The following is a 19,307-nucleotide window of genomic DNA, read 5'->3' as shown; positions in this document are numbered from 1 at the left end:
CCATTCTCGCAGGTGTGGCCCGTACAATGCGCGGATGCCTTTGATCACCCTGCAGAACGTCGACTACAGCGTCGGCGGCCCGTTGTTGCTGGAACATGCCGACCTGTCGATCGAGCCGGGCGAACGCATCGCCCTGATCGGCCGCAACGGCGCCGGCAAATCCACCCTGCTCAAGCTCATCGCCGGCGAACTGCAGCCGGACGATGGCCAGGTGCGGGTCCAGGCAGGCGTGCGTGTGGCGCGCCTGGAGCAGGAGGTGCCCGGCGGCACCGAGGGCAGCGTGTTCGACGTGGTCGCCGGCGGCCTGGGCGAGCTGGGCACCTGGCTGGCGCAGTTCCACCAGATCAGCCATGCCGCGGAATTCGACGCGGCGCAGCTGTCGCGGGTGCAGGCGAAGATCGACGCGGCCGACGGCTGGGCCCTGGACCGGCGCGTGGCCGAGGTGCTCAGCCGCCTGGAGCTGGATGGCGATGCGGTGTTCGCGCGCCTGTCCGGTGGCATGAAGCGCCGCGTGCTGCTGGCGCGCTCGCTGGTTTCCGCGCCGGACGTGCTGCTGCTGGACGAGCCGACCAACCACCTGGACATCGAGGCGATCGACTGGCTGGAGGGCTTCCTGAAGGAGTGGAGCGGCAGCGTGGTGTTCGTCACCCACGACCGCCGCTTCCTGCGCGCCCTGGCCACCCGCATCGTCGAGATCGACCGCGGCCAGGTCACCAGCTGGCCGGGCGACTGGGCCAACTACGAGCGCCGCCGCGAGGAGCGGCTCAACGCCGAGGCGCAGGAGAACGCGCGCTTCGACAAGCTGCTGGCGCAGGAGGAAGCCTGGATCCGCCAGGGCATCAAGGCTCGCCGCACCCGCGACGAAGGCCGCGTGCGCCGGCTCAAGGCCATGCGCGTGGAACGCGCCCAGCGCCGCGAACTGTCCGGCAACGTGCGCATGGAGGCCGCCCAGGGCGAGTCCTCCGGCAAGAAGGTCATCGAGGCCAGGGACCTGCATTTCGCCCACGGCGGGCAGGTGATGGTGCGGGGCTTCTCCACCACCGTGCTGCGCGGCGACCGCATCGGCCTCATCGGCCCCAACGGCAGTGGCAAGACGACCCTGCTGAAGCTGCTGCTGGGCGAACAGCAGCCGCAGGCCGGCGAGGTGAAACTGGGCACCAACCTGCAGGTGGCCTACTTCGACCAGTACCGCGCGACCCTGCGCGAGGACTGGAACGCGATGGAGAACGTGGCCGGCGGCCGCGACTGCGTCGAGATCAACGGCTCGCGCAAGCACGTGCTGGCCTACCTGCAGGACTTCCTGTTCACGCCCGAGCGCGCGCGTGCGCCGATCACCCGCCTGTCCGGCGGCGAGCGCAACCGCCTGCTGCTGGCGCGCCTGTTCGCGCAGCCATCCAACCTGCTGGTGATGGACGAGCCGACCAACGACCTGGACGTGGAAACCCTGGAGCTGCTGGAAGACCTGCTGGCCGACTACAACGGCACCCTGCTGCTGGTCAGCCACGACCGCGACTTCCTCGACAACGTCGTGACCTCTACGTTGGTGATGGAAGGCGAGGGGCGGGTGGGCGAGTACGTGGGCGGCTACAGCGACTGGCTGCGCCAGCGCCCGGCACCGCCGGCGCCGAAGCCCGCCGCGGCCAGGCCCGCGCCGGCCCCGGCCGCCGCGCCCGCGGCGCCGGCGCCGGCCGGCAAGCGCAAGCTCAGCTACAAGGATGCGCGCGAGCTGGAGCAGCTGCCGGGCCGGATCGAGGCGCTGGAAGCTGAGCTGGCGGAACTGGCCGCGGCCATGTCCGACCCGGCCTTCTACCAGCAGGATCCGGGCGTGGTCGCCGCGCATGGCAAGCGCATGGCCGATGCCCAGGCCGAGCTGGACGCCGCCTACGCCCGCTGGGCCGAACTGGACGGCTGAGCCCGGCCGCGCATCGCATGCACCCGGCCGCTGCCGGCGCGCGACGGGCCCGGGGCGGGCTACTTCGCGCGGCCGGTATTGCGCGGCGTGCTGTCCGGCGCCAGGAACGCCCAGAACGGCACCCCGGCCTCGGCCCACCAGCGCACTGCATCGTCCAGTACCTCGACCAGGGTCTGCAGGTCCTGCGGGCGGGTGCCCTGCAGCCCGGCGAAGCCGTCGATCGCCAGCAGGTAGCCCGGAGCGGGCGCCCAGGACAGGTCGCGCAGCGCATCCAGCAGGCCATCCCAGTTGCGGCCCCAGCCGGCCGGGAAGTCCAGCGTGGTGGCGATGCGCAGCAGCAGCGCGGCCTTGTCGCGGCAGCCCTCCAGATCGATCCGCCGCACCAGCAGGCCGGCATCGCGCGCGGCCGCGGCCAGCGCCGCCAGGTCGGCGGCGGCAACCTCGTAGACGCCGGCGCGGGTGGCATCGTCCAGGCCGAGGTCGAATCCGGAGTGGGTCATGGCCGTGCCTCCGCCATGGGCACCTGGAAGGCGCGGAAGCTGCCGTAGTGGTCGGCGCTGTAGTACCACTCGGTTGGCGGATCGCCGCCGGTGACGATGCGGCGCGCGCCACGGTGCGGCACGCCGGGCGTCGGCACGGTGTACTCGCGGTAGTGGCCGCGCGGGCGCGGCGGCAACCGGCCTTCGCGGTTGGCGAACACGCTGCCGTCCTGGCGGTGCGGGAACGGGCCGCCCTGCCGGATGGACGCGACCACCGGGCCGGCTTCCGCCGGCAGGAACGCCGGCAGCGTGGTTGGCACGGCCTGCGCGGAGGCGGCTGCTGGCGCAGCGGGAGGCACGACCTGCTCCGGTCCGGGGCGCTGCAGCCAGGCCAGCCCGGCCAGCAGCAGGGCCGCCGCCAGCAGGGGCAGGGTGCGGGTCAGGGGGGCGCGGCGCGAAGCGGACATGCCTGCCAGTATGCGGTTGGCACGCGCGGGATGGGCGCGGCCTGCACGCTTCGTTCGCGCGCGCTTCACGCAATGCCGCGGTCGCGGCGTTTTCCACCGGCGGAACGCCGGCTTTTCACTCCGCGGACCTTGGTTGCCCGCGCCGGCATCCCTACACTGTCGGGGCCGCCCGACTTTCCGGGCACGCCATCAAGGAGACCAACATGGCCTACACCCTTCCCGAGCTGCCGTATGCCTACGATGCGCTGGAGCCGCACATCGATACGGAGACGATGAAGATCCACCACACCAAGCACCACCAGACGTACATCAACAACGTCAACGCCGCGCTGGAAGGCACCGAGTACGCCGACCTGCCGGTCGAGGAGCTGGTGAAGAAGACCAAGTCGCTGCCGGAGAACCTGCAGGGCGTGGTGCGCAACAACGGCGGCGGCCATGCCAACCACAGCCTGTTCTGGACGGTGATGTCGCCCAATGGCGGCGGCCAGCCCAAGGGCAAGGTGGGCGAGGCCATCGAGAAGGAGCTGGGCGGCTTCGAGAAGTTCAAGGAAGCCTTCACCAAGGCGGCGCTGACCCGTTTCGGCAGCGGCTGGGCCTGGCTGAGCGTCACCCCGGACAAGAAGCTGGTGGTCGAATCCTCGGCCAACCAGGACAGCCCGCTGATGGACGGCAACACCCCGATCCTGGGCCTGGACGTGTGGGAGCACGCCTACTACCTGAAGTACCAGAACCGCCGCCCGGACTACATCGGCGCGTTCTACAACGTGGTCAACTGGGACGAGGTCGAGCGCCGCTACCAGGAGGCGATCAAGTAAGCCTCCCGGCTTCCTTCGGTCCCGCGAGAACGCCCCGGCCATGCCGGGGCGTTTTTCTTTGGCTCATCTCCCGATCGGGCGCGTAGCCCGGGCAAGCGGGACGCACCGCGCCGCTGCAACGCCAGGGCTCGCGGCGACTCCGCCACGCGCTTCGACCTTGCGCGTGCGCATACGCGGGGGCATCCCAAGGTAGTGGCCACCCCGGATGCGGCCTTCAGCCTTGTCCGGGCTGCGCGCAAAAAGAAGCCCCGGCAGGGGCCGGGGCTTCCAGGCTGGCGCTTGCGGCGACGGCTTACTGCGTGATCGCGGTGCCTTCGCGCTGCTGCTTCTCCAGGTATTCCTTCGACGGCTCGTCGAGCTTGTCGCCAAGCACGCGGCGGACGACCACGAAGAACACCGGGATCATCAGCAGGCCGAGGAAGGTGGCGAACAGCATGCCGCCGATCACGCCGGTGCCGATGGCGTGGCGGGCGTTGGCGCCGGCGCCGGTGGACAGGGCCATCGGCACCACGCCCATGATGAACGCGAACGAGGTCATCAGGATCGGGCGGAAGCGCAGGCGGGCCGCCTCCACGGTGGCGTCGCGCAGGGTCTTGCCGGCCGCACGCTGTTCCACCGCGAACTCCACGATCAGGATCGCGTTCTTGGCCGCAAGACCAATGATCGTGATCAGGCCGATCTTGAAGAAGATGTCGTTGGGCAGGCCGCGGGCCAGGCTCAGCAGCACCGCGCCCAGCACGCCCAGCGGGACGACCAGCAGCACCGCCACCGGGATCGACCAGCTCTCGTACAGCGCGGCCAGGCACAGGAACACCACCACGATCGACAGCACCAGCAGCAGGGTCGCGGTGTTGCCGGCCAGGATCTCCTGGTAGGACATGCCGGACCAGTCGAAGCCGAAGCCCGGCGGCAGGTCGTTGTTGACGATGCCTTCCATGATCGCCATGGCCTCGCCCGAGCTGTGGCCCGGGGCCGGCGAGCCGACGATGTTGACCGCGGCGTAGCCGTTGTAGCGGTTCAGCGACGGCGGGTTGGTGGACCACTGGGCATCGACCACGGTCGACAGCGGGATCATCCCGCCCTCGGCGTTGGGCGTGTAGTAGTGGGCCAGCGACTCGGCGCCGGTGCGGTACGGGGCGTCGGCGCGCAGGTTCACGCGCTTGATGCGGCCTTCGTAGAAGAAGTCGTTGGCGTACACCGGCGCCAGCATCAGGCTGATGGCGTTGTAGATGTCGCCGACCTGCAGGCCCATGGCCTGCGCCTGCACGCGGTCGACCTTCAGCTGCAGCTGCGGGGCGTCCTCCAGGCCGTTCGGGCGCACGCCCATCAGGCCGGGGTTCTGCGAGGCGGCGCCCAGCAGCATGTTGCGTGCCTGGGTGAGCGCGGCCTGGCCCTGGCCGGTGCGGTCCTGCAGCCACATGTCGAAGCCGCCGAACTGGCCCAGGCCCTGCACGGTCGGCAGGTTGACCACGAAGATGGTGGCCTCCTTGATCCCGAACAGGGCGCCGTTGGCCTGCTGGATGAACTCCGGCGCGGTCAGCTTGCGCTCGTCCCAGGGCTTGAGCTTGATGAAGCCCATGCCCACGTTCTCGCCCTGGCCGATGAAGCTGAAGCCGGCCACCTGCAGCATGCTCTCGAAGCCCTCGAGCCCTTCCAGGCGCTCGCGCATCTGCTGGAACACGCCCTGGGTGCGCTGCAGGCTGGCGCCCGGCGGCAGCTGGACGATGGCCAGCGCATAGCCCTGGTCCTCCTCGGGCAGGAAGCTGCCGGGCATGCGCGAGAGGCTGAAGCCGCACAGCACCGCCAGCACCACGAACAGGATCATCCAGCGCGGGGCGTGCTTGACCGCGCTGCCGATGTGGCCGACGTAGGTCTTGCTGATCCGCTCGTAGTACTTGTTGAAGGTGCGGAACACCCAGTTGGAGTTGGCGTGGTGGCTGGGCTTGAGGAAGGTCGCGCACAGCGCCGGGGTGAAGCCCAGCGCCAGGAACGCGGAGAAGCCCATGGCGATGGCGATGGTCAGCGCGAACTGCTTGTAGATCTCGCCGGCCGCGCCGCCCTGCAGCGCCGAGGGCACGAACACCGCGGCCAGGACCACGGTGATGGCCACCACCGCGCCGGTGATCTGGCCCATCGCCTTGACCGTGGCCTCGTGGGGCGGCAGCCCCTCCTCGGTCATGATGCGCTCGACGTTCTCGATCACCACGATGGCGTCGTCGACCACGATGCCGATCGACAGCACCAGGGCGAACAGGGTCAGCTGGTTGATGGTGAAGCCGATCACCGACAGGCCGACGAAGGTGCCCAGCAGGGCCACCGGGATGACCAGGGTCGGGATGATGGTGGCGCGGATGTTCTGCAGGAAGATCAGCATCACCAGGAACACCAGCACCACCGCCTCGAACAGGGTCTTGACGACCTCCTTGATCGAGATCTTGACGAAGGTGGTGGAGTCGTACGGCGAGATCCAGGTGACGCCGGCCGGGAAGGTGGCCTGCAGCTCGTCCATCTTCGCGCGCACCGCGTCGGCCACGTTGAGGGCGTTGGCGCCGGGCAGCAGCTGGATCGCGAAGGCGCCGATCGGCTTGCCGTTGTAGCGGGTGTCGAAGCCGTAGGCGCCCGGGCCGAAGGCCACGCGCGCCACGTCCTTCAGGCGCACGGTGGTGCCGTCGGCGTCGGCGCGCAGGATGATCTCCTCGAACTGCTCCGGCGAGCTGAAGCGGCTCTCGGCCGAGACCGTGGCGGTGAACGCCTGGCCCTCGGGCGCAGGGTCGGAGCCGACCGAGCCGGCCGCGAACTGCACGTTCTGGGCGCGCACGGCGGCCAGCACCTGGGTCGCCGACAGGCCGTAGCCCTGCAGCTTCTCCGGGTCGAGCCAGATGTTCATCGCGTACTCGGCGCCGAACTGCTGCACGCTGCCGACACCGGGGATGCGCGAGATCTGGTCGATCACGCGCGAGCCGTTGAGGTCGTTCAGGGCGTTGCGGTCGACCGCCGGGTTGTCGGAGATCAGGCCGACCACCATCAGGAAGCCGGCGTTGGCCTTGGCCACGACCACGCCCTGCTGGGTCACCTCGCTGGGCAGGCGCGGGGTCGCCAGGGAGACCTTGTTCTGCACCTGGACCTGGGCGATGTCGGGGTCGGTGCCGGTCTCGAAGGTCAGGGTGATGCTGGCGCGGCCGGTGGCGCTGGAGGAGGAACTGAAGTACAGCAGGTGGTCGATGCCGGTCAGCTGCTGCTCGATCACCTGGGTGACCGCCTTCTCCACCGTCTCGGCGCTGGCGCCGGGGTAGGTCGCGCTGACCGTCACCTGCGGCGGGGCGATGTTGGGGTAGGACTCCACGCCGAGGCCGAGGATCGAGATCACGCCCGCGAGCGAGATCAGGATCGCAACGACCCAGGCGAAGACCGGGTGGTTGATGAAGAACTTGGGCATTGGGGGAAGTCCTTACTCGGCCGGCTGCGCTTCGGCGGCCGCGTCGTCGGCCGCGGCTTCGCCGGTGGGGGCCTGCGCCGGCGCCGGCTGGCCGTTGCCGGCGGCGTCCTGGCCCGGCTGCCACGGGGTGGCCTTCACGGTGGCGCCCTCGCGCGCCTTCTGCACGCCGGACACGATCACCTTGTCGCCGGCCTCCAGGCCGGAGGTGACCAGCCAGTTGCCGCCCTCGGCGACGCTGGCCTCGACGTTCTTGCGCGAGACCGCGCCCTCGTCGTTGGCGGTCATCACGTAGGCGCCGTTGGCGTCGCGCAGCACCGCGGCCTGCGGCACCATGAACACGCCGGCGACCTGGCCCAGGTTGGCCTTGAGGGTCACGAAGCTGCCCGGCAGCAGGGTCTTGTCCGGGTTGGGAATGACCGCGCGCAGCGACACCGCGCCGGTGGCCGGGTCGACCGTGGTGTCGGAGAAGTCCAGGGTGCCGGCCTGGTCGTAGGTGCGGCCGCCCGGCAGCAGCACCTGCACGGTCGACTTGCCGGCGCCGGCCAGCGACACGTTGGCCGAGGTGCGCAGGCGCTCCAGCTCGGTCGAGCTGATCGAGAAGTTGGCGTACAGCGGGTCCAGCTGGTCCACGGTGGTCAGCAGGGTGGCCTCGCCCTGGCCGACCAGGGCGCCCTCGGTCACCTGCTGCTTGCCGGCGCGGCCGGGGATCGGCGAGGTCACGCGGGCGTAGCCGAGGTTGATCTCGGCGGTGCGCACGGCGGCGCGGGCGGCCTCGACCGCGGCGGCGGCGCTGCGCTCGGCGGCGATGGCGTTGTCCAGGTCGTTCTGCGAGACGAAGTTCTGCGGGGCCAGCTGGCGGGCGCGCTCGGCGCTGGCGTGGGCATTGGCGTAGCTGGCCTCGGCACGGGCCAGCTCGCCGCGGGCCACGCCCAGCTGCGCCTGCAGCGGCGCCGGGTCGATCTGGAACAGGGCCTGGCCTTCCTTGACGTCGCTGCCTTCCTGGTAGAGGCGCTTGAGCAGCACGCCGGGCACGCGCGCGCGCACGTCGGCGGAGCGGTACGGCGACAGGCGGCCGACCAGCTCGCGCTGCAGCGGCACGGTCTGCGGCTGGACCTCGATCACGCCGACCTCGGGCGGTGGCGGCGCGACGGCCTGTTCTTGCGAGCATGCGGCCAGGGCCAGCAGGCTGCAGGCCAGGAGCAGGGGGCGGTACATCGTCATTGGATGGCTCCGGAGTATGGGGTGGAGTGTTTCAGGTTCGGAAAGGGGGCGGCGCGAAGGCGCGCAGGAAACTGTCGACGGCGAACGCGGCCCACTGGGCGCGCGCCTCGGGGGTGTCGCGGTGGGGCACGAGATGGCGCTGCCGGTCGAAATCCAGGCCGACGATCATGCCCAGCAACAGCTCGGCCGCGCAGTGCGGATCGTCATGTCTCAGCAATCCCCGGCGCATGGCCTGCTGCAGCCAGCCGCCGAGGCGGTCGAGCAGGGCCCCGGCGTAGTTCTGGTACATGGCGGCGACTTCCTCCGGGAACTCCTGGGCCTGGGCGGTCACCAGCCGGGCGGTGCCCAGGGTGCGCGGCTCGGAGAGGTGGGCCAGGTGGGCCTCGGCGAAGTCGAGCAGGGCCCGGCGCAGGGTGGCGGCGGTGGGCGCCTGCGGCAGGCCGGTCGCGGCCATGCCCTCGCGCGCCACCTGGTGCATCAGCGCCTGCTTGGAACCGTAGCGCGCGTACAGGGTCTGCTTGGAGCAGCCGGCGCGCGCGGCGATCGCGTCCATGCTCACGTTCACGCCGTGTTCGGCCACCAGGGCGCGCACGGCATCGCGCACCCGCTGGTGGCGGGCGTCGTCGGGCGGGCCTCCGGCGGCGGCGGATGGTGTGGCGGCGTGCATGCGGAGTGGACTATACCGTCCAGTTCATTAAATGAAAAGCGCCGTTTTTGCCGCTGTGCGTCACGGCTTTGTCGGTTGCAAGGGATACAATCGCGCCACCTTTCAACCACGGCGCATCCGCCATGACTCCCAAGCCTTCGTCCAAGGCTGCCAAACCTGCCAAATCCCCGAACCGCAAGTCCGTTGCCGCGCCCGCGAAGGCCGCCAAGGCCGCCAAGCCGGCGCAGCCCGCCGCCACGGCGGCGGCCCAGGCGCCCGCGTTCTCGCTGGAACCGGTGTTCGCCGCCTCGCGCAAGCTGGTGCCGGCCGCGCGCCAGGCCGAACTGCGCGAGTTCCTGGCGGCGTTCTACCGCCGCATGGAGGAGGACGAGTTCCCGCAGCACGACCCGCAGGGCTGGGCCGCGATCGGCGCCGACATGCTCGAGTTCGCGCGCAAGCGCAAGCCGGGCACCGCCAACGTGCGGGTGTTCAACCCGACCCGGAAGGCCAATGGCTGGGAATCGCCGTACACCGTGCTGCAGATCGTCAACGACGACATGCCGTTCCTGGTCGACTCGGTGAGCATAGCCCTGGCCGACATGGGCGTGTCGGTGCACGTGCTGGGCCATCCGCTGGTGCGGATCGAGCGCGACCGCGCCGGCAAGCTGGTCAAGGTGGGCGAGGGCAAGCCCGAGTCGCTGATGCTGCTGGAGATCGACCGCCAGCCGCCGGAAGCCATGGGCGCGATCGAGCAGCGCGTGGCCCAGGTGCTGGCCGAGGTGCGCGCGGTGGTGGCCGACTGGGGCCTGATGCGCGACCGCATGCAGACCCTGGCCGACGACCTGGCCACCCGGCGCATGCCGGTGGACGACGCCAACCGCCGCGAGGCGCAGGAGTTCCTGCGCTGGGCCGCCAACGACCACTTCATCCTGTTCGGCTACCGCGAGTACCGCGTGCTGCGCCAGGGCGGCGAGGACGTGCTGGCCCCGGTGGAGGGCACCGGACTGGGCCTGATGCGCGGCCGCGACAGCTCCGCGCCGCGCCCGGTGCGCACCCTGGCCGCGCACGGCCTCAGCGAGTCCGGCGCCGCGGTCGAGCCGCTGATCCTGACCAAGACCAACGCCCGCTCGCGCCTGCACCGCAAGGGCTACATGGACTACATCGGCGTGCTGGAGTTCGACGCCGGCGGCCGCATCGTCGGCGAGCAGCGTTTCCTCGGCCTGTACACCTCCAGCGCCTACAACCGCCGCCCGTGGGAGATCCCGCTGGTGCGCGAGCGCCACGAGTACGTGATGCGCAAGTCCGGCCTGGCGCCGAACAGCCACAGCGGCAAGGCCCTGCGCCACATCCTCGAGACCCTGCCGCGCGAGGAGCTGTTCCAGGCCAGCCCGGAGGAGCTGTTCCGCACCGCCACCGGCGTGCTGAGCCTGCAGGAGCGGGTGCGCAGCCGCCTGTTCCTGCGCCGCGACCGCTACGGCCGCTTCTTCTCCGCGCTGGTGTACATCCCGCGCGAGCGCTTCAACACCGACGTGCGCCTGCGCATCGAGGCCATGCTGCGCGAGGCGCTGCACGGCGAGCACGTGGATTCCAGCGTGGTCCTGGGCGAGTCGCCGCTGGCCCAGCTGCACCTGATCGTGCGGCCCAAGGCCGGCGAGGTGGTGGACCTGGACATCGCCGAACTGGAGCGCCGCCTGGCGCACCTGCTGCGCAACTGGCAGGACGACCTGCGCGAGCTGCTGATCGCCCGCCACGGCGAGGTCGAGGGCCTGCGCCTGGCGGCCAGCTACGGCCGCGCCCTGCCGGCCGGCTACATCGAGGACGTCTCGCCCGAGCTGGCGGCCAACGACGTCGAACAGCTGGCCGCGCTCGCCGGCCCGGAGGACCTGCGCCTGAGCCTGCACTCGGCCCCGCGCGAGGGCGGTGCCGGCCTGCGCCTGAAGCTGTACCGGCAGCACGACGACATCCCGCTGTCGGACGTGCTGCCGCTGATGGAGAACATGGGCCTGCGGGTCATCTCCGAGCACCCGTACCGGCTGCAGGCCTGCCTGCCCGGCGGCGGCAGCCAGCCGATCTACATCCAGGACTTCGAGGTCGAGGCCCAGGCCGACGCCGCCCAGGCCGGCGCGCTGGCGCGCGAGTTCGAGCAGGCCTTCGCCGCGATCTGGTCCGGCCGCGCCGAGAACGACGGCTTCAACCGCCTGGTGCTGGCGGCCGGGCTCGACTGGCGCCAGGTCGCGCTGCTGCGCGGCTACTGGAAGTACCTGCTGCAGACCGGCGTGCCGTTCTCGCAGGGCTCGGTCGAGCAGACCCTGGGCCGCTACCCGCTGCTGGCGCGCCTGCTGGTGGAGCTGTTCCAGGCCCGCTTCGAGCCGGGCAACCCGACCCCGGCCCAGCTGCGCGCCGCGCAGCAGCGCCTGGCCGACGGCCTGCGCCCGCTGGCGCGCGGCGACGAGGCCACGGTGCGCGTGCTGCAGGAGGTGGTGGATGCGTTCGCCGGCGACCGTGCCGCGCGCGCGGCGGCGGTGCGCGAGGCGCTGCTGAAGCTGCTGGATCGCGTCGACAGCCTCGATGACGACCGCATCCTGCGCAGCTTCATCGACGTCATCGACGCCACCCTGCGCACCAGCTACTACCAGCGCAACGCCGACGGCCAGCCGGCCGAGACCATCAGCTTCAAGTTCGACCCGGCGCTGATCCCCGAGCTGCCCAAGCCGCGCCCGTACCGCGAGATCTTCGTGTACGGCCCGCGCGTGGAAGGCGTGCACCTGCGCTTCGGCCCGGTGGCGCGCGGCGGCCTGCGCTGGTCCGACCGCCGCGAGGACTTCCGCACCGAGGTCCTGGGCCTGGTCAAGGCGCAGATGGTCAAGAACACGGTGATCGTGCCGGTCGGCGCCAAGGGCGGCTTCTACGCCAAGCGCCTGCCCGACCCGGCGGTCGACCGCGACGCCTGGTTCGCCGAGGGCGTGGCCTGCTACAAGCTGTTCATCCAGGGCCTGCTGGACATCACCGACAACATCGTCGACGGCAGGATCGTGCCGCCGCGCGACGTGGTCCGCCACGACCAGGACGACCCGTACCTGGTGGTGGCCGCCGACAAGGGCACGGCGACCTTCTCCGACATCGCCAATGGCCTGGCCATCGCCCACGGCTTCTGGCTGGGCGACGCGTTCGCCTCCGGCGGCTCGGCCGGCTACGACCACAAGGGCATGGGCATCACCGCGCGCGGCGCCTGGGAGTCGGTCAAGCGCCACTTCCGCGCCCTGGGCCGTGATTGCCAGGGCGAGGACTTCACCTGCGTCGGCATCGGCGACATGTCCGGTGACGTGTTCGGCAACGGCATGCTGCTGTCCCGGCACATCCGCCTGGTCGCCGCGTTCGACCACCGCCACATCTTCCTGGACCCGGACCCGGATCCGGCGCGCTCCTTCGCCGAGCGCGAGCGCCTGTTCAAGCTGCCGCGCTCCAGCTGGGCCGACTACGACGCCAAGCTGATCAGCAAGGGCGGCGGCGTGTACCCGCGCAGCGCCAAATCGATCGAGATCAGCCCGCAGGTGCGCGCCGCGCTGGGCCTGGCCGACGACGTGCGCTCGCTGTCGCCGGCGGAGCTGATGCAGGCGATCCTGCGCGCGCCGGTGGACCTGCTGTGGAACGGCGGCATCGGCACCTACGTCAAGGCCTCCAGCGAGCAGCACTCCGACGTCGGCGACCGCGCCAACAACGCCATCCGCGTCAACGGCAACGAGCTGCGCTGCAAGGTGGTGGGCGAGGGCGGCAACCTGGGCATGACCCAGCTGGGCCGCATCGAGGCGGCGCAGAACGGCGTGCTGTTGAACACCGACTTCATCGACAACTCCGCCGGCGTGGACACCTCCGACCACGAGGTGAACATCAAGATCCTGCTCAACGCCGCGGTGCGCGACGGCTCGCTGACCATGGCCGCGCGCAACAAGCTGCTGGCGTCGATGACCGACGAGGTCGCGCGCCTGGTGCTGTTCGACAACTACCGCCAGAACCAGGCCATCAGCCTGATGGAGCGGATGAGCGCCAGGCGCCTGGGCTCCAAGCAGCACTTCATCCGCACCCTCGAGGCGCAGGGCCTGCTCGACCGCCAGATCGAGTTCCTGCCCTCGGACGCGGAGCTGGCGGCGCGCAAGGCCCGCGGCCAGGGCATGACCCGCCCGGAGCTGGCGGTGCTGCTGTCCTACGCCAAGCTGGTCGCGTTCCAGCAGATGCTGGACTCGGACATCCCCGAGGACCCGTACCTGTCCAAGGAGCTGCAGCGCTACTTCCCCGAGCCGCTGCAGAAGAAGTACGCGCCGCTGATGGAGAAGCACCGCCTGAAGCGCGAGATCATCGCCACCGCGGTGACCAACCAGACCATCAACCGGATGGGCGCGACGTTCCTGCTGCGCATGCAGGAGGACACCGGCCGCAGCGCGGCCGACGTGGCCAAGGCCTACACCATCAGCCGCGAGGTGCTGGACGCGCGCAGCCTGTGGAACCAGATCGACGCGCTCGACGGCAAGCTGCCGGAGGCCGCGCAGATCGACGCCCTGCAGGTGATCTGGAACCTGCAGCGCTCGTTCGTGCGCTGGCTGCTCAACCGTCCCGGCCCGATGCCGAGCATCGCCGCGGCGGTGGCGCGCTACCACGACGCGTTCAACGACATCCGCTCCGCCTCCGGGGTGCTGCCGGCCTCGCAGCGCCCGGCCTACGAGGCCGCGCTGCAGGAGTGGAAGGACAAGGGCATGCCCCCGGCGCTGGCGCAGCAGCTGGCCGAGCTGCCGTACCTGGAGCCGGCGTTCGACATCATCGAGCTGGCCGCCGAGCGCAGGCTCAAGCCGGTGGAGGTGTCGCGCGTGCACTTCCGCCTGGGCGAGGCGCTGCGCCTGCCGTGGCTGTTCGAGCAGATCGACGCCCTGGCCGTGGACGGGCGCTGGCACGCGGTGGCCCGCGGCGTGATGCGCGATGCGCTGGCGGCGCACCACCGGGTGCTCGCCGGCCAGGCCGTGGCCCAGCCGGCGTCCGATCCGGATGGCAAGGTGCGGCAGTGGCTGGAGCGCGACGACGCCTCGCTGCGCTTCACCCTGGGCATGCTCGAGGAGCTGTCGGCGCAGAAGACGCTGGACTATCCGACCCTGTCGGTGGCCGTGCAGAAGCTGGGCCAGCTGGCCGCCGCCGGCTGAGCCACCCGGCCCGTGGCGGGCGCGCGGCCTCGCGTCGCCGCCCGCCGCGGAGCTTGCGCGGTTTGCTTTCCGCGGCAACCGCGGGCGCAGCGGAGGCGCAGGCCGGTTATCCTCCCCTGGCATGGATGGCCAACGGACGGAGCTACCGATGATCCCCCCCAACCCCCGCATTGCCTTCCTCGCCAGCGCCGCGCCCGGCGCCCAGGAGGCGCTGGCCGCGCTGGTCGAGCGGCACGGCACCTGCCCGGTGCAGGAAGCCGACGTGATCTGCTCGCTGGGGGGCGATGGCTTCATGCTGCAGACGCTCCACCGCCACGGCGGCCTGGGCAAGCCGGTGTACGGGATGAAGCTGGGCACGGTCGGGTTCCTGATGAACCACTACCGCGCCGAGGGCCTGCTCGAGCGCCTGGCGGCGGCCGAGCCGGCGATCCTGCGTCCGCTGGAGATGGTGGCGCAGACCGAATCCGGCAGCACGGTCGGCTCGCTGGCGTACAACGAGGTCTCGCTGCTGCGGCAGACGCGGCAGGCGGCGCACATCCGCATCGACCTCAACGGCCAGCAGCGGCTGGACGAGCTGATCTGCGACGGCGTGATGGTGGCCACTCCCGCCGGCAGCACTGCGTACAATTTCTCCGCGCACGGTCCGATCCTGCCGCTGGGCTCGCAGACCATCGCACTGACGCCGATCGCGGCGTTCCGCCCGCGGCGCTGGCGCGGCGCCATCCTCAAGGCCGAGACCGAGGTGCGGTTCGAGGTGCTCGATCCGTACAAGCGCCCGGTGAGCGTGACCGCCGATTCGCACGAGACCCGCGACGTGGTCGAGGTGGTGATCCGCGAGTCGCGCGACCGGACCGTGACGCTGCTGTTCGATCCGGAGCACAACCTGGAGGAACGTATCCTGAGCGAACAATTCGTGGTATGACGACAGATCCGCGTTCGCGCGGTGGCGGTGGCCGAGGGAGCGCCACCGCCGGGGAATGACAACCAGGACGGAGAAACTTCAACGGAAGGGGAGGGGTCCCGTGAAGTTGCAGTATCTGATCTTGCTGTGCGCGCTGCCGGTGCAGGCGCTGGCAGCCTGTGCATTCGACACCAACCTCAAGCCGTTCCACGTCGCCAGGAGCAGCCTGGTGGACACCGCCGACCTGCCGGCGCCGGAAGTGGAGGAAGTCTCCTTCACCCGCGGCCTGGGCGGCGGCGCGGTGTGCGACCAGCTCGGCTTCCTCACCGTGAAGCTGCGCTGGCCGCGTGGCGACTACGACCTGGAGGACATCGGCTTCGAGTACCGGGTCGTGCGCGGCGAGGCGCCGGAAGGCCTGGTGCCGCAGGGCCCGGTGGTGGCGTCGTCGATCCGCGGCCGCCGCACCGAGCACCAGCTGACCTGGGTCGACGGCCCGCCGGCCGAGCAGCAGCCGTTGCGCCTGCTGCTGGAGCTGCGTGCGGTCACGGCCGATGGCTGGCGCGGCCCGCCGGTGCAGTTCCGGGTCGGCGCCATGCCCTGAGCCGGCGGCGTTGGCGCGGCGATGCCATAATCCGGGCATGACCCTGCCCGAGCGCCATATCCAGGACAACGCCCCGCGCGTACTCACCGTGGCGGTGACCTCGCGGGCACTGTTCGACCTGGAGGAGGGCCACGCGCTGTTCGAGCGCGAGGGCCTGGAGGCCTACGCCGAATACCAGCGCCGGCTGGAGGACGAGATCCTCGAGCCGGGCGTGGCCTTCCCGGTGGTGCGCAAGCTGCTGGCGCTCAACCGGCGCCTGCCGGAGGGAGCGCCGCAGGTGGAAGTGATCCTGCTGTCGCGCAACTCCGCCGACACCGGGCTGCGGATCTTCAACTCGATCCAGCACTACGGCCTGGGCATCGTGCGCGCGGTGTTCACCGCCGGCGAGCCGACCTGGCCGTACGTGGCGCCGTTCGGCACCAACCTGTTCCTGTCGGCCAACCCGGAGTCGGTGCGGCGCTCGCTGGAGCACGGGGTGGCCGCGGCGACCATCCTGCCGGCACGCGCGGCCAACGCCTCGCGCGACCAGCTGCGCATCGCCTTCGACGGCGACGCGGTGATCTTCGGCGACGAGAGCGAGCGCATCTCGCGCGAGCAGGGCGTGGAGGCGTTCGGCCTGCACGAGCGGCAACGCGCGCGCGAGCCGCTGTCCGGCGGCCCGTTCCGCGGCTTCCTGGCGGCGTTGCACGAGCTGCAGGCGGCGTTCCCGCCGGGCGAGGACGCGCCGATCCGCACCGCGCTGGTCACCGCGCGCTCGGCGCCGGCGCACGAGCGGGTGATCCGCACCCTGCGCGAGTGGGGCGTGCGCCTGGACGAGGCGCTGTTCCTGGGCGGGCGCGACAAGGGGCCGTTCCTGGCCGCGTTTGGCGCCGACATCTTCTTCGACGACTCGCGCCACAACATCGACAGCGCCCGCATGCACGTGGCCGCCGGCCACGTGCCGCACGGCGTGGCCAACGTCGAAGGCTAGCCTCCGGCTCAGGCGCCGGCGTGGGCGTGGCTGCCGGCCAGTTCCAGCAGGCGCGCGGGGATGCGCTCCAGCGGCAGGATCTCATCCGCCGCTCCGAGCTTCACCGCGGCGCCGGGCATGCCCCAGACCACGCTGGTGGCCTCGTCCTGGACCAGGGTCAGGGCGCCAGCCTCGCGCATTTCCAGCAGGCCACGCGCGCCATCGTCGCCCATGCCGGTGAGGATCGCGCCCACGGCGTTGGGACCGGCGTTCTGCGCGACCGAACGGAACAGCACGTCCACCGCCGGCCGATGCCGGTTCACCGGCGGGCCGCCGTCGACCCGGCAGCGCCAGCGGGCGCCGTCGCGGATGACGCGCAGGTGGTGGTCGCCCGGCGGCAGGTAGGCGTGGCCGGGCAGCACCAGTTCGCCATCGCTGGCCTCGCGCACCAGCATGGGCGAATGCCGGTCCAGGCGCTCGACGAAGGCGCGGCTGAAGCCGCCGGGGATGTGCTGGGTGAGCACGATCGCCGGCGCGTCCGGGGGCATCTGCTCCAGCACCGCGCGGATCGCCTCGGTGCCGCCGGCCGAGGCGCCAATCGCGATCAGGCGGTCGGTGGTGCGGAAGCGCGCGGCCATCGCTGCCGGCGCCGGCGCCGCCGGCCCCAGGCGCTGTGCCGGGCGCACCAGTGCCTGCACCCGCGCACGCGCCGCGCCCTTGACCTTGGCGGCGATCTCGGTGGCGTATTCCTCCAGGCCGCGGGCCACGCCCAGTTTCGGCTTGCTGACGAAGTCCACCGCGCCCAGGGCCAGCGCCTGCAGGGTGACGTCGGCGCCGCGCTCGGTGAGCGAGGACACCATCACCACCGGCATCGGCCGCAGCCGCATCAGGTTCTCCAGGAACGCCAGCCCGTCCATGCGCGGCATCTCGACGTCCAGGGTGATGACGTCGGGGTTGAGGCGCTTGATCTTCTCGCGCGCCAGGTACGGGTCGGCGGCGGTGCCGACGACCTCGATCTCCGGGTCGGCGGCCAGCAGTTCGGACAGGACCTGGCGCACGACCGCCGAATCGTCCACCACCAGTACGCGGATGGCCATCAGAACAGCTCCACGCCGCCGCTGACCGGGGTGCGCGACAGGCGCGAACGGACCGCGGTTTCGGCCGCCACGACCTCGGCGCCGTGCGCGTGCGGCAGGCGGTTGACGATGACCTTGCCGGTCTGCGGGAAGAACCAGACCTTGCGCGGGTGGATGCCGCGCAGGTCCTCGGCCACCACCGGGATGCGCTCGGCGTCCAGGTAGGACAGCACGAAGTCGGCGTTGCGGGTGCCGACCGGGTTGCTGGTGAAGCCCTTGAGCACGTTGGCCCCGCCGAACACCTTGGCTTCCAGGCGCTTGCGGTTGGCGCCGCGCTTGAGCAGTTCGTTGATCAGCACTTCCATGGCGTAGCTGCCGTAGCGCGCCGGGGCGCCGTCGCCGGTATTGCCGTCCGGCAGCAGGAAGTGGTTCATGCCGCCCAGGTTCAGCAGGGGATCGCGGATGCAGGCGGCCACGCAGGAGCCGAGCACGGTCACCAGCGCGGTGCCGTCGTCCACCACCAGGTACTGGGTGGGCAGCAGCTTGGCGGCCGGGACCTGGAACTGCGGGTCCCGGTAGCGCATCACTCCATCGGATTCCAGGGCGACGCTCATGCACGCACCGTGCGGCGGTAGAGGGTGCGGCCGCAGGGCTGGATCAGGTCGGCCGCGTGCAGGTAGTTCTCCGAGTGCCCGGTATAGAGCAGGCTGTCGGCATCCATGTGGGCGACCAGGCGCGAGAGCACCCCGCGCTGGGTCTCCTTGTCGAAATAGATCATCACGTTGCGGCAGAAGATCGCGGCGAAGCTGCCACCAACGTCGTAGCGGGGCGCCAGCAGGTTCAGGGGGCGGAACTCGACCAGCGCCTGCAGGGCCGGGTGGACCCGGCAGCGGCCCTCGTTGGGGCCGGTGCCGCGCTGGAAGTAGCGGCGGCGGGTATCGGCGTCGAGGTTGGCGATGCGCTCGAGCGGGTACACGCCGCGCTGGGCGGTGGCCAGTACCTGGGTGTCGATGTCGGTGGCCAGGATGCGCACCGGCGGGGTCATGCTGCCGAAGGCCTCGCAGGCGGTGATCGCCATGGAGTAGGGCTCCTCGCCGGTGGAGGCGGCGCACGACCAGAGCCGGACCGGGCCGCCGGCGGCGGCCAGCGCCTGCAGCTGGCCGTGCAGGTGCTCGAAGTGGTGCGGCTCGCGGAAGAAGGCGGTGAGGTTGGTGGTCAGGGCATTGGTGAAGGACTGCCACTCGTCCCCGGACGGGTCGGACTCGAGCATGTCCAGGTAGGTGCCGAACTGCTCCAGGCCCAGCGCCCGCAGGCGCCGCGAAAGGCGGCCGTAGACCATGTCGCGCTTGGCCGGGGCCAGGGCAATGCCGGCACGGGCGTGGATCATGCGGCGGACGCGTTGGAAGTCGCGATCGGTGAAGACGAAATCGCGCTGTTCCTCGGGGGGATGGGGCAAGTGGTTGGCGCTCATGTCGTTCGGGGGAACCGGCACTGTGCCGCTGTTGCCTTTATCGACCGGGGGCGCCTGGAATGAAGCCCCCCGCCAGGGGCGGGGGGCTTTCCGGACGTTCGTCCCGGTTGTTCAGGCGGCCTCCGGCGTGGCGGGGTGGGCATCCTC

Annotated in this window: 14 protein-coding genes; 6 read left to right on the top strand and 8 right to left on the bottom strand. The window is 71.1% G+C overall.

Features of this window, described 5'->3' with window-relative positions; genetic code table 11:
• Window positions 1-34 precede the first annotated feature (34 nt).
• Window positions 35-1,912, top strand: coding sequence for an ATP-binding cassette domain-containing protein (locus tag EIM48_RS05410; RefSeq protein ID WP_125111253.1), 1,878 nt, complete (start codon window positions 35-37; stop codon window positions 1,910-1,912).
• Window positions 1,913-1,971: 59 nt separating this feature from the next.
• Here EIM48_RS05410 and EIM48_RS05405 read toward each other — a convergent pair whose 3' ends face one another.
• Entirely contained in the window at window positions 1,972-2,412 is a 441-nt protein-coding gene (locus EIM48_RS05405; RefSeq protein WP_019397937.1) for a barstar family protein, read from the bottom strand.
• The gene (locus EIM48_RS05400) at window positions 2,409-2,858 is read right to left on the bottom strand and encodes a ribonuclease domain-containing protein (RefSeq protein ID WP_125111252.1); all 450 of its coding nucleotides are present in this window, start codon (window positions 2,856-2,858) and stop codon (window positions 2,409-2,411) included. The genes EIM48_RS05405 and EIM48_RS05400 overlap by 4 nt, the downstream gene beginning before the upstream one ends.
• A 203-nt stretch (window positions 2,859-3,061) precedes the next feature.
• Between EIM48_RS05400 and EIM48_RS05395 the strand changes: the two genes are divergently transcribed.
• A complete protein-coding gene (locus EIM48_RS05395; RefSeq protein WP_019397935.1) occupies window positions 3,062-3,673 on the top strand; it encodes a superoxide dismutase in 612 nt (203 codons plus the stop codon).
• 292 nt (window positions 3,674-3,965) lie between these two features.
• Here the strand turns inward: EIM48_RS05395 and EIM48_RS05390 are convergent, their stop codons facing one another.
• Genes EIM48_RS05390 through EIM48_RS05380 form a run of 3 tightly spaced genes read right to left on the bottom strand, consistent with a single transcriptional unit; the run spans window position 3,966 to window position 8,997 of the window.
• Window positions 3,966-7,109 carry a multidrug efflux RND transporter permease subunit gene (locus tag EIM48_RS05390; protein WP_125111251.1) on the bottom strand — a complete coding sequence of 1,048 codons (3,144 nt, stop codon included), beginning with the start codon at window positions 7,107-7,109 and terminating at the stop codon, window positions 3,966-3,968.
• A gap of 12 nt (window positions 7,110-7,121) precedes the next feature.
• Window positions 7,122-8,330: an efflux RND transporter periplasmic adaptor subunit gene (locus EIM48_RS05385; protein WP_125111250.1), complete on the bottom strand. Its 1,209-nt coding sequence runs from the start codon at window positions 8,328-8,330 to the stop codon at window positions 7,122-7,124.
• A 31-nt stretch (window positions 8,331-8,361) separates the two neighbouring features.
• Window positions 8,362-8,997: a TetR/AcrR family transcriptional regulator gene (locus EIM48_RS05380; protein ID WP_028915800.1), complete on the bottom strand. Its 636-nt coding sequence runs from the start codon at window positions 8,995-8,997 to the stop codon at window positions 8,362-8,364.
• A gap of 266 nt (window positions 8,998-9,263) precedes the next feature.
• On the opposite strand from EIM48_RS05380, the gene EIM48_RS05375 reads away from it, so the two are divergent.
• From EIM48_RS05375 to EIM48_RS05360, 4 genes are all read left to right on the top strand, one after another.
• The gene (locus EIM48_RS05375; protein ID WP_343202906.1) at window positions 9,264-14,162 is read left to right on the top strand and encodes an NAD-glutamate dehydrogenase domain-containing protein; all 4,899 of its coding nucleotides are present in this window, start codon (window positions 9,264-9,266) and stop codon (window positions 14,160-14,162) included.
• Window positions 14,163-14,310: 148 nt separating this feature from the next.
• Complete coding sequence (locus EIM48_RS05370) at window positions 14,311-15,084, top strand: NAD kinase (RefSeq protein ID WP_019397930.1); 774 nt, start codon at window positions 14,311-14,313, stop codon at window positions 15,082-15,084.
• 100 nt (window positions 15,085-15,184) lie between these two features.
• Window positions 15,185-15,664 (top strand): hypothetical protein, encoded by a 480-nt coding sequence (locus tag EIM48_RS05365; protein ID WP_019397929.1) that lies wholly within the window; start codon window positions 15,185-15,187, stop codon window positions 15,662-15,664.
• Window positions 15,665-15,722: 58 nt separating this feature from the next.
• Window positions 15,723-16,634 (top strand): 5'-nucleotidase, encoded by a 912-nt coding sequence (locus EIM48_RS05360; protein ID WP_026010372.1) that lies wholly within the window; start codon window positions 15,723-15,725, stop codon window positions 16,632-16,634.
• An 8-nt stretch (window positions 16,635-16,642) separates the two neighbouring features.
• On the opposite strand, the gene EIM48_RS05355 is transcribed toward EIM48_RS05360, so the two are convergent.
• Genes EIM48_RS05355 through EIM48_RS05345 form a run of 3 tightly spaced genes read right to left on the bottom strand, consistent with a single transcriptional unit; the run spans window position 16,643 to window position 19,160 of the window.
• Window positions 16,643-17,710 (bottom strand): chemotaxis response regulator protein-glutamate methylesterase, encoded by a 1,068-nt coding sequence (locus EIM48_RS05355; RefSeq protein ID WP_125111248.1) that lies wholly within the window; start codon window positions 17,708-17,710, stop codon window positions 16,643-16,645.
• Entirely contained in the window at window positions 17,710-18,303 is a 594-nt protein-coding gene (gene cheD, locus EIM48_RS05350; RefSeq protein ID WP_026010371.1) for a chemoreceptor glutamine deamidase CheD, read from the bottom strand. The genes EIM48_RS05355 and cheD overlap by 1 nt, the downstream gene beginning before the upstream one ends.
• Window positions 18,300-19,160 carry a CheR family methyltransferase gene (locus tag EIM48_RS05345; RefSeq protein WP_125077401.1) on the bottom strand — a complete coding sequence of 287 codons (861 nt, stop codon included), beginning with the start codon at window positions 19,158-19,160 and terminating at the stop codon, window positions 18,300-18,302. Before EIM48_RS05345 ends, cheD begins: the two co-directional genes overlap by 4 nt.
• Window positions 19,161-19,307: the final 147 nt, after the last annotated feature.

Source organism: Pseudoxanthomonas sp. SGNA-20, from assembly GCF_003931635.1.
GTDB lineage: Bacteria > Pseudomonadota > Gammaproteobacteria > Xanthomonadales > Xanthomonadaceae > Pseudoxanthomonas.
Note: the sequence above shows the minus strand (reverse complement) of the source record. Positions and strands in the feature narration are given on the sequence as shown.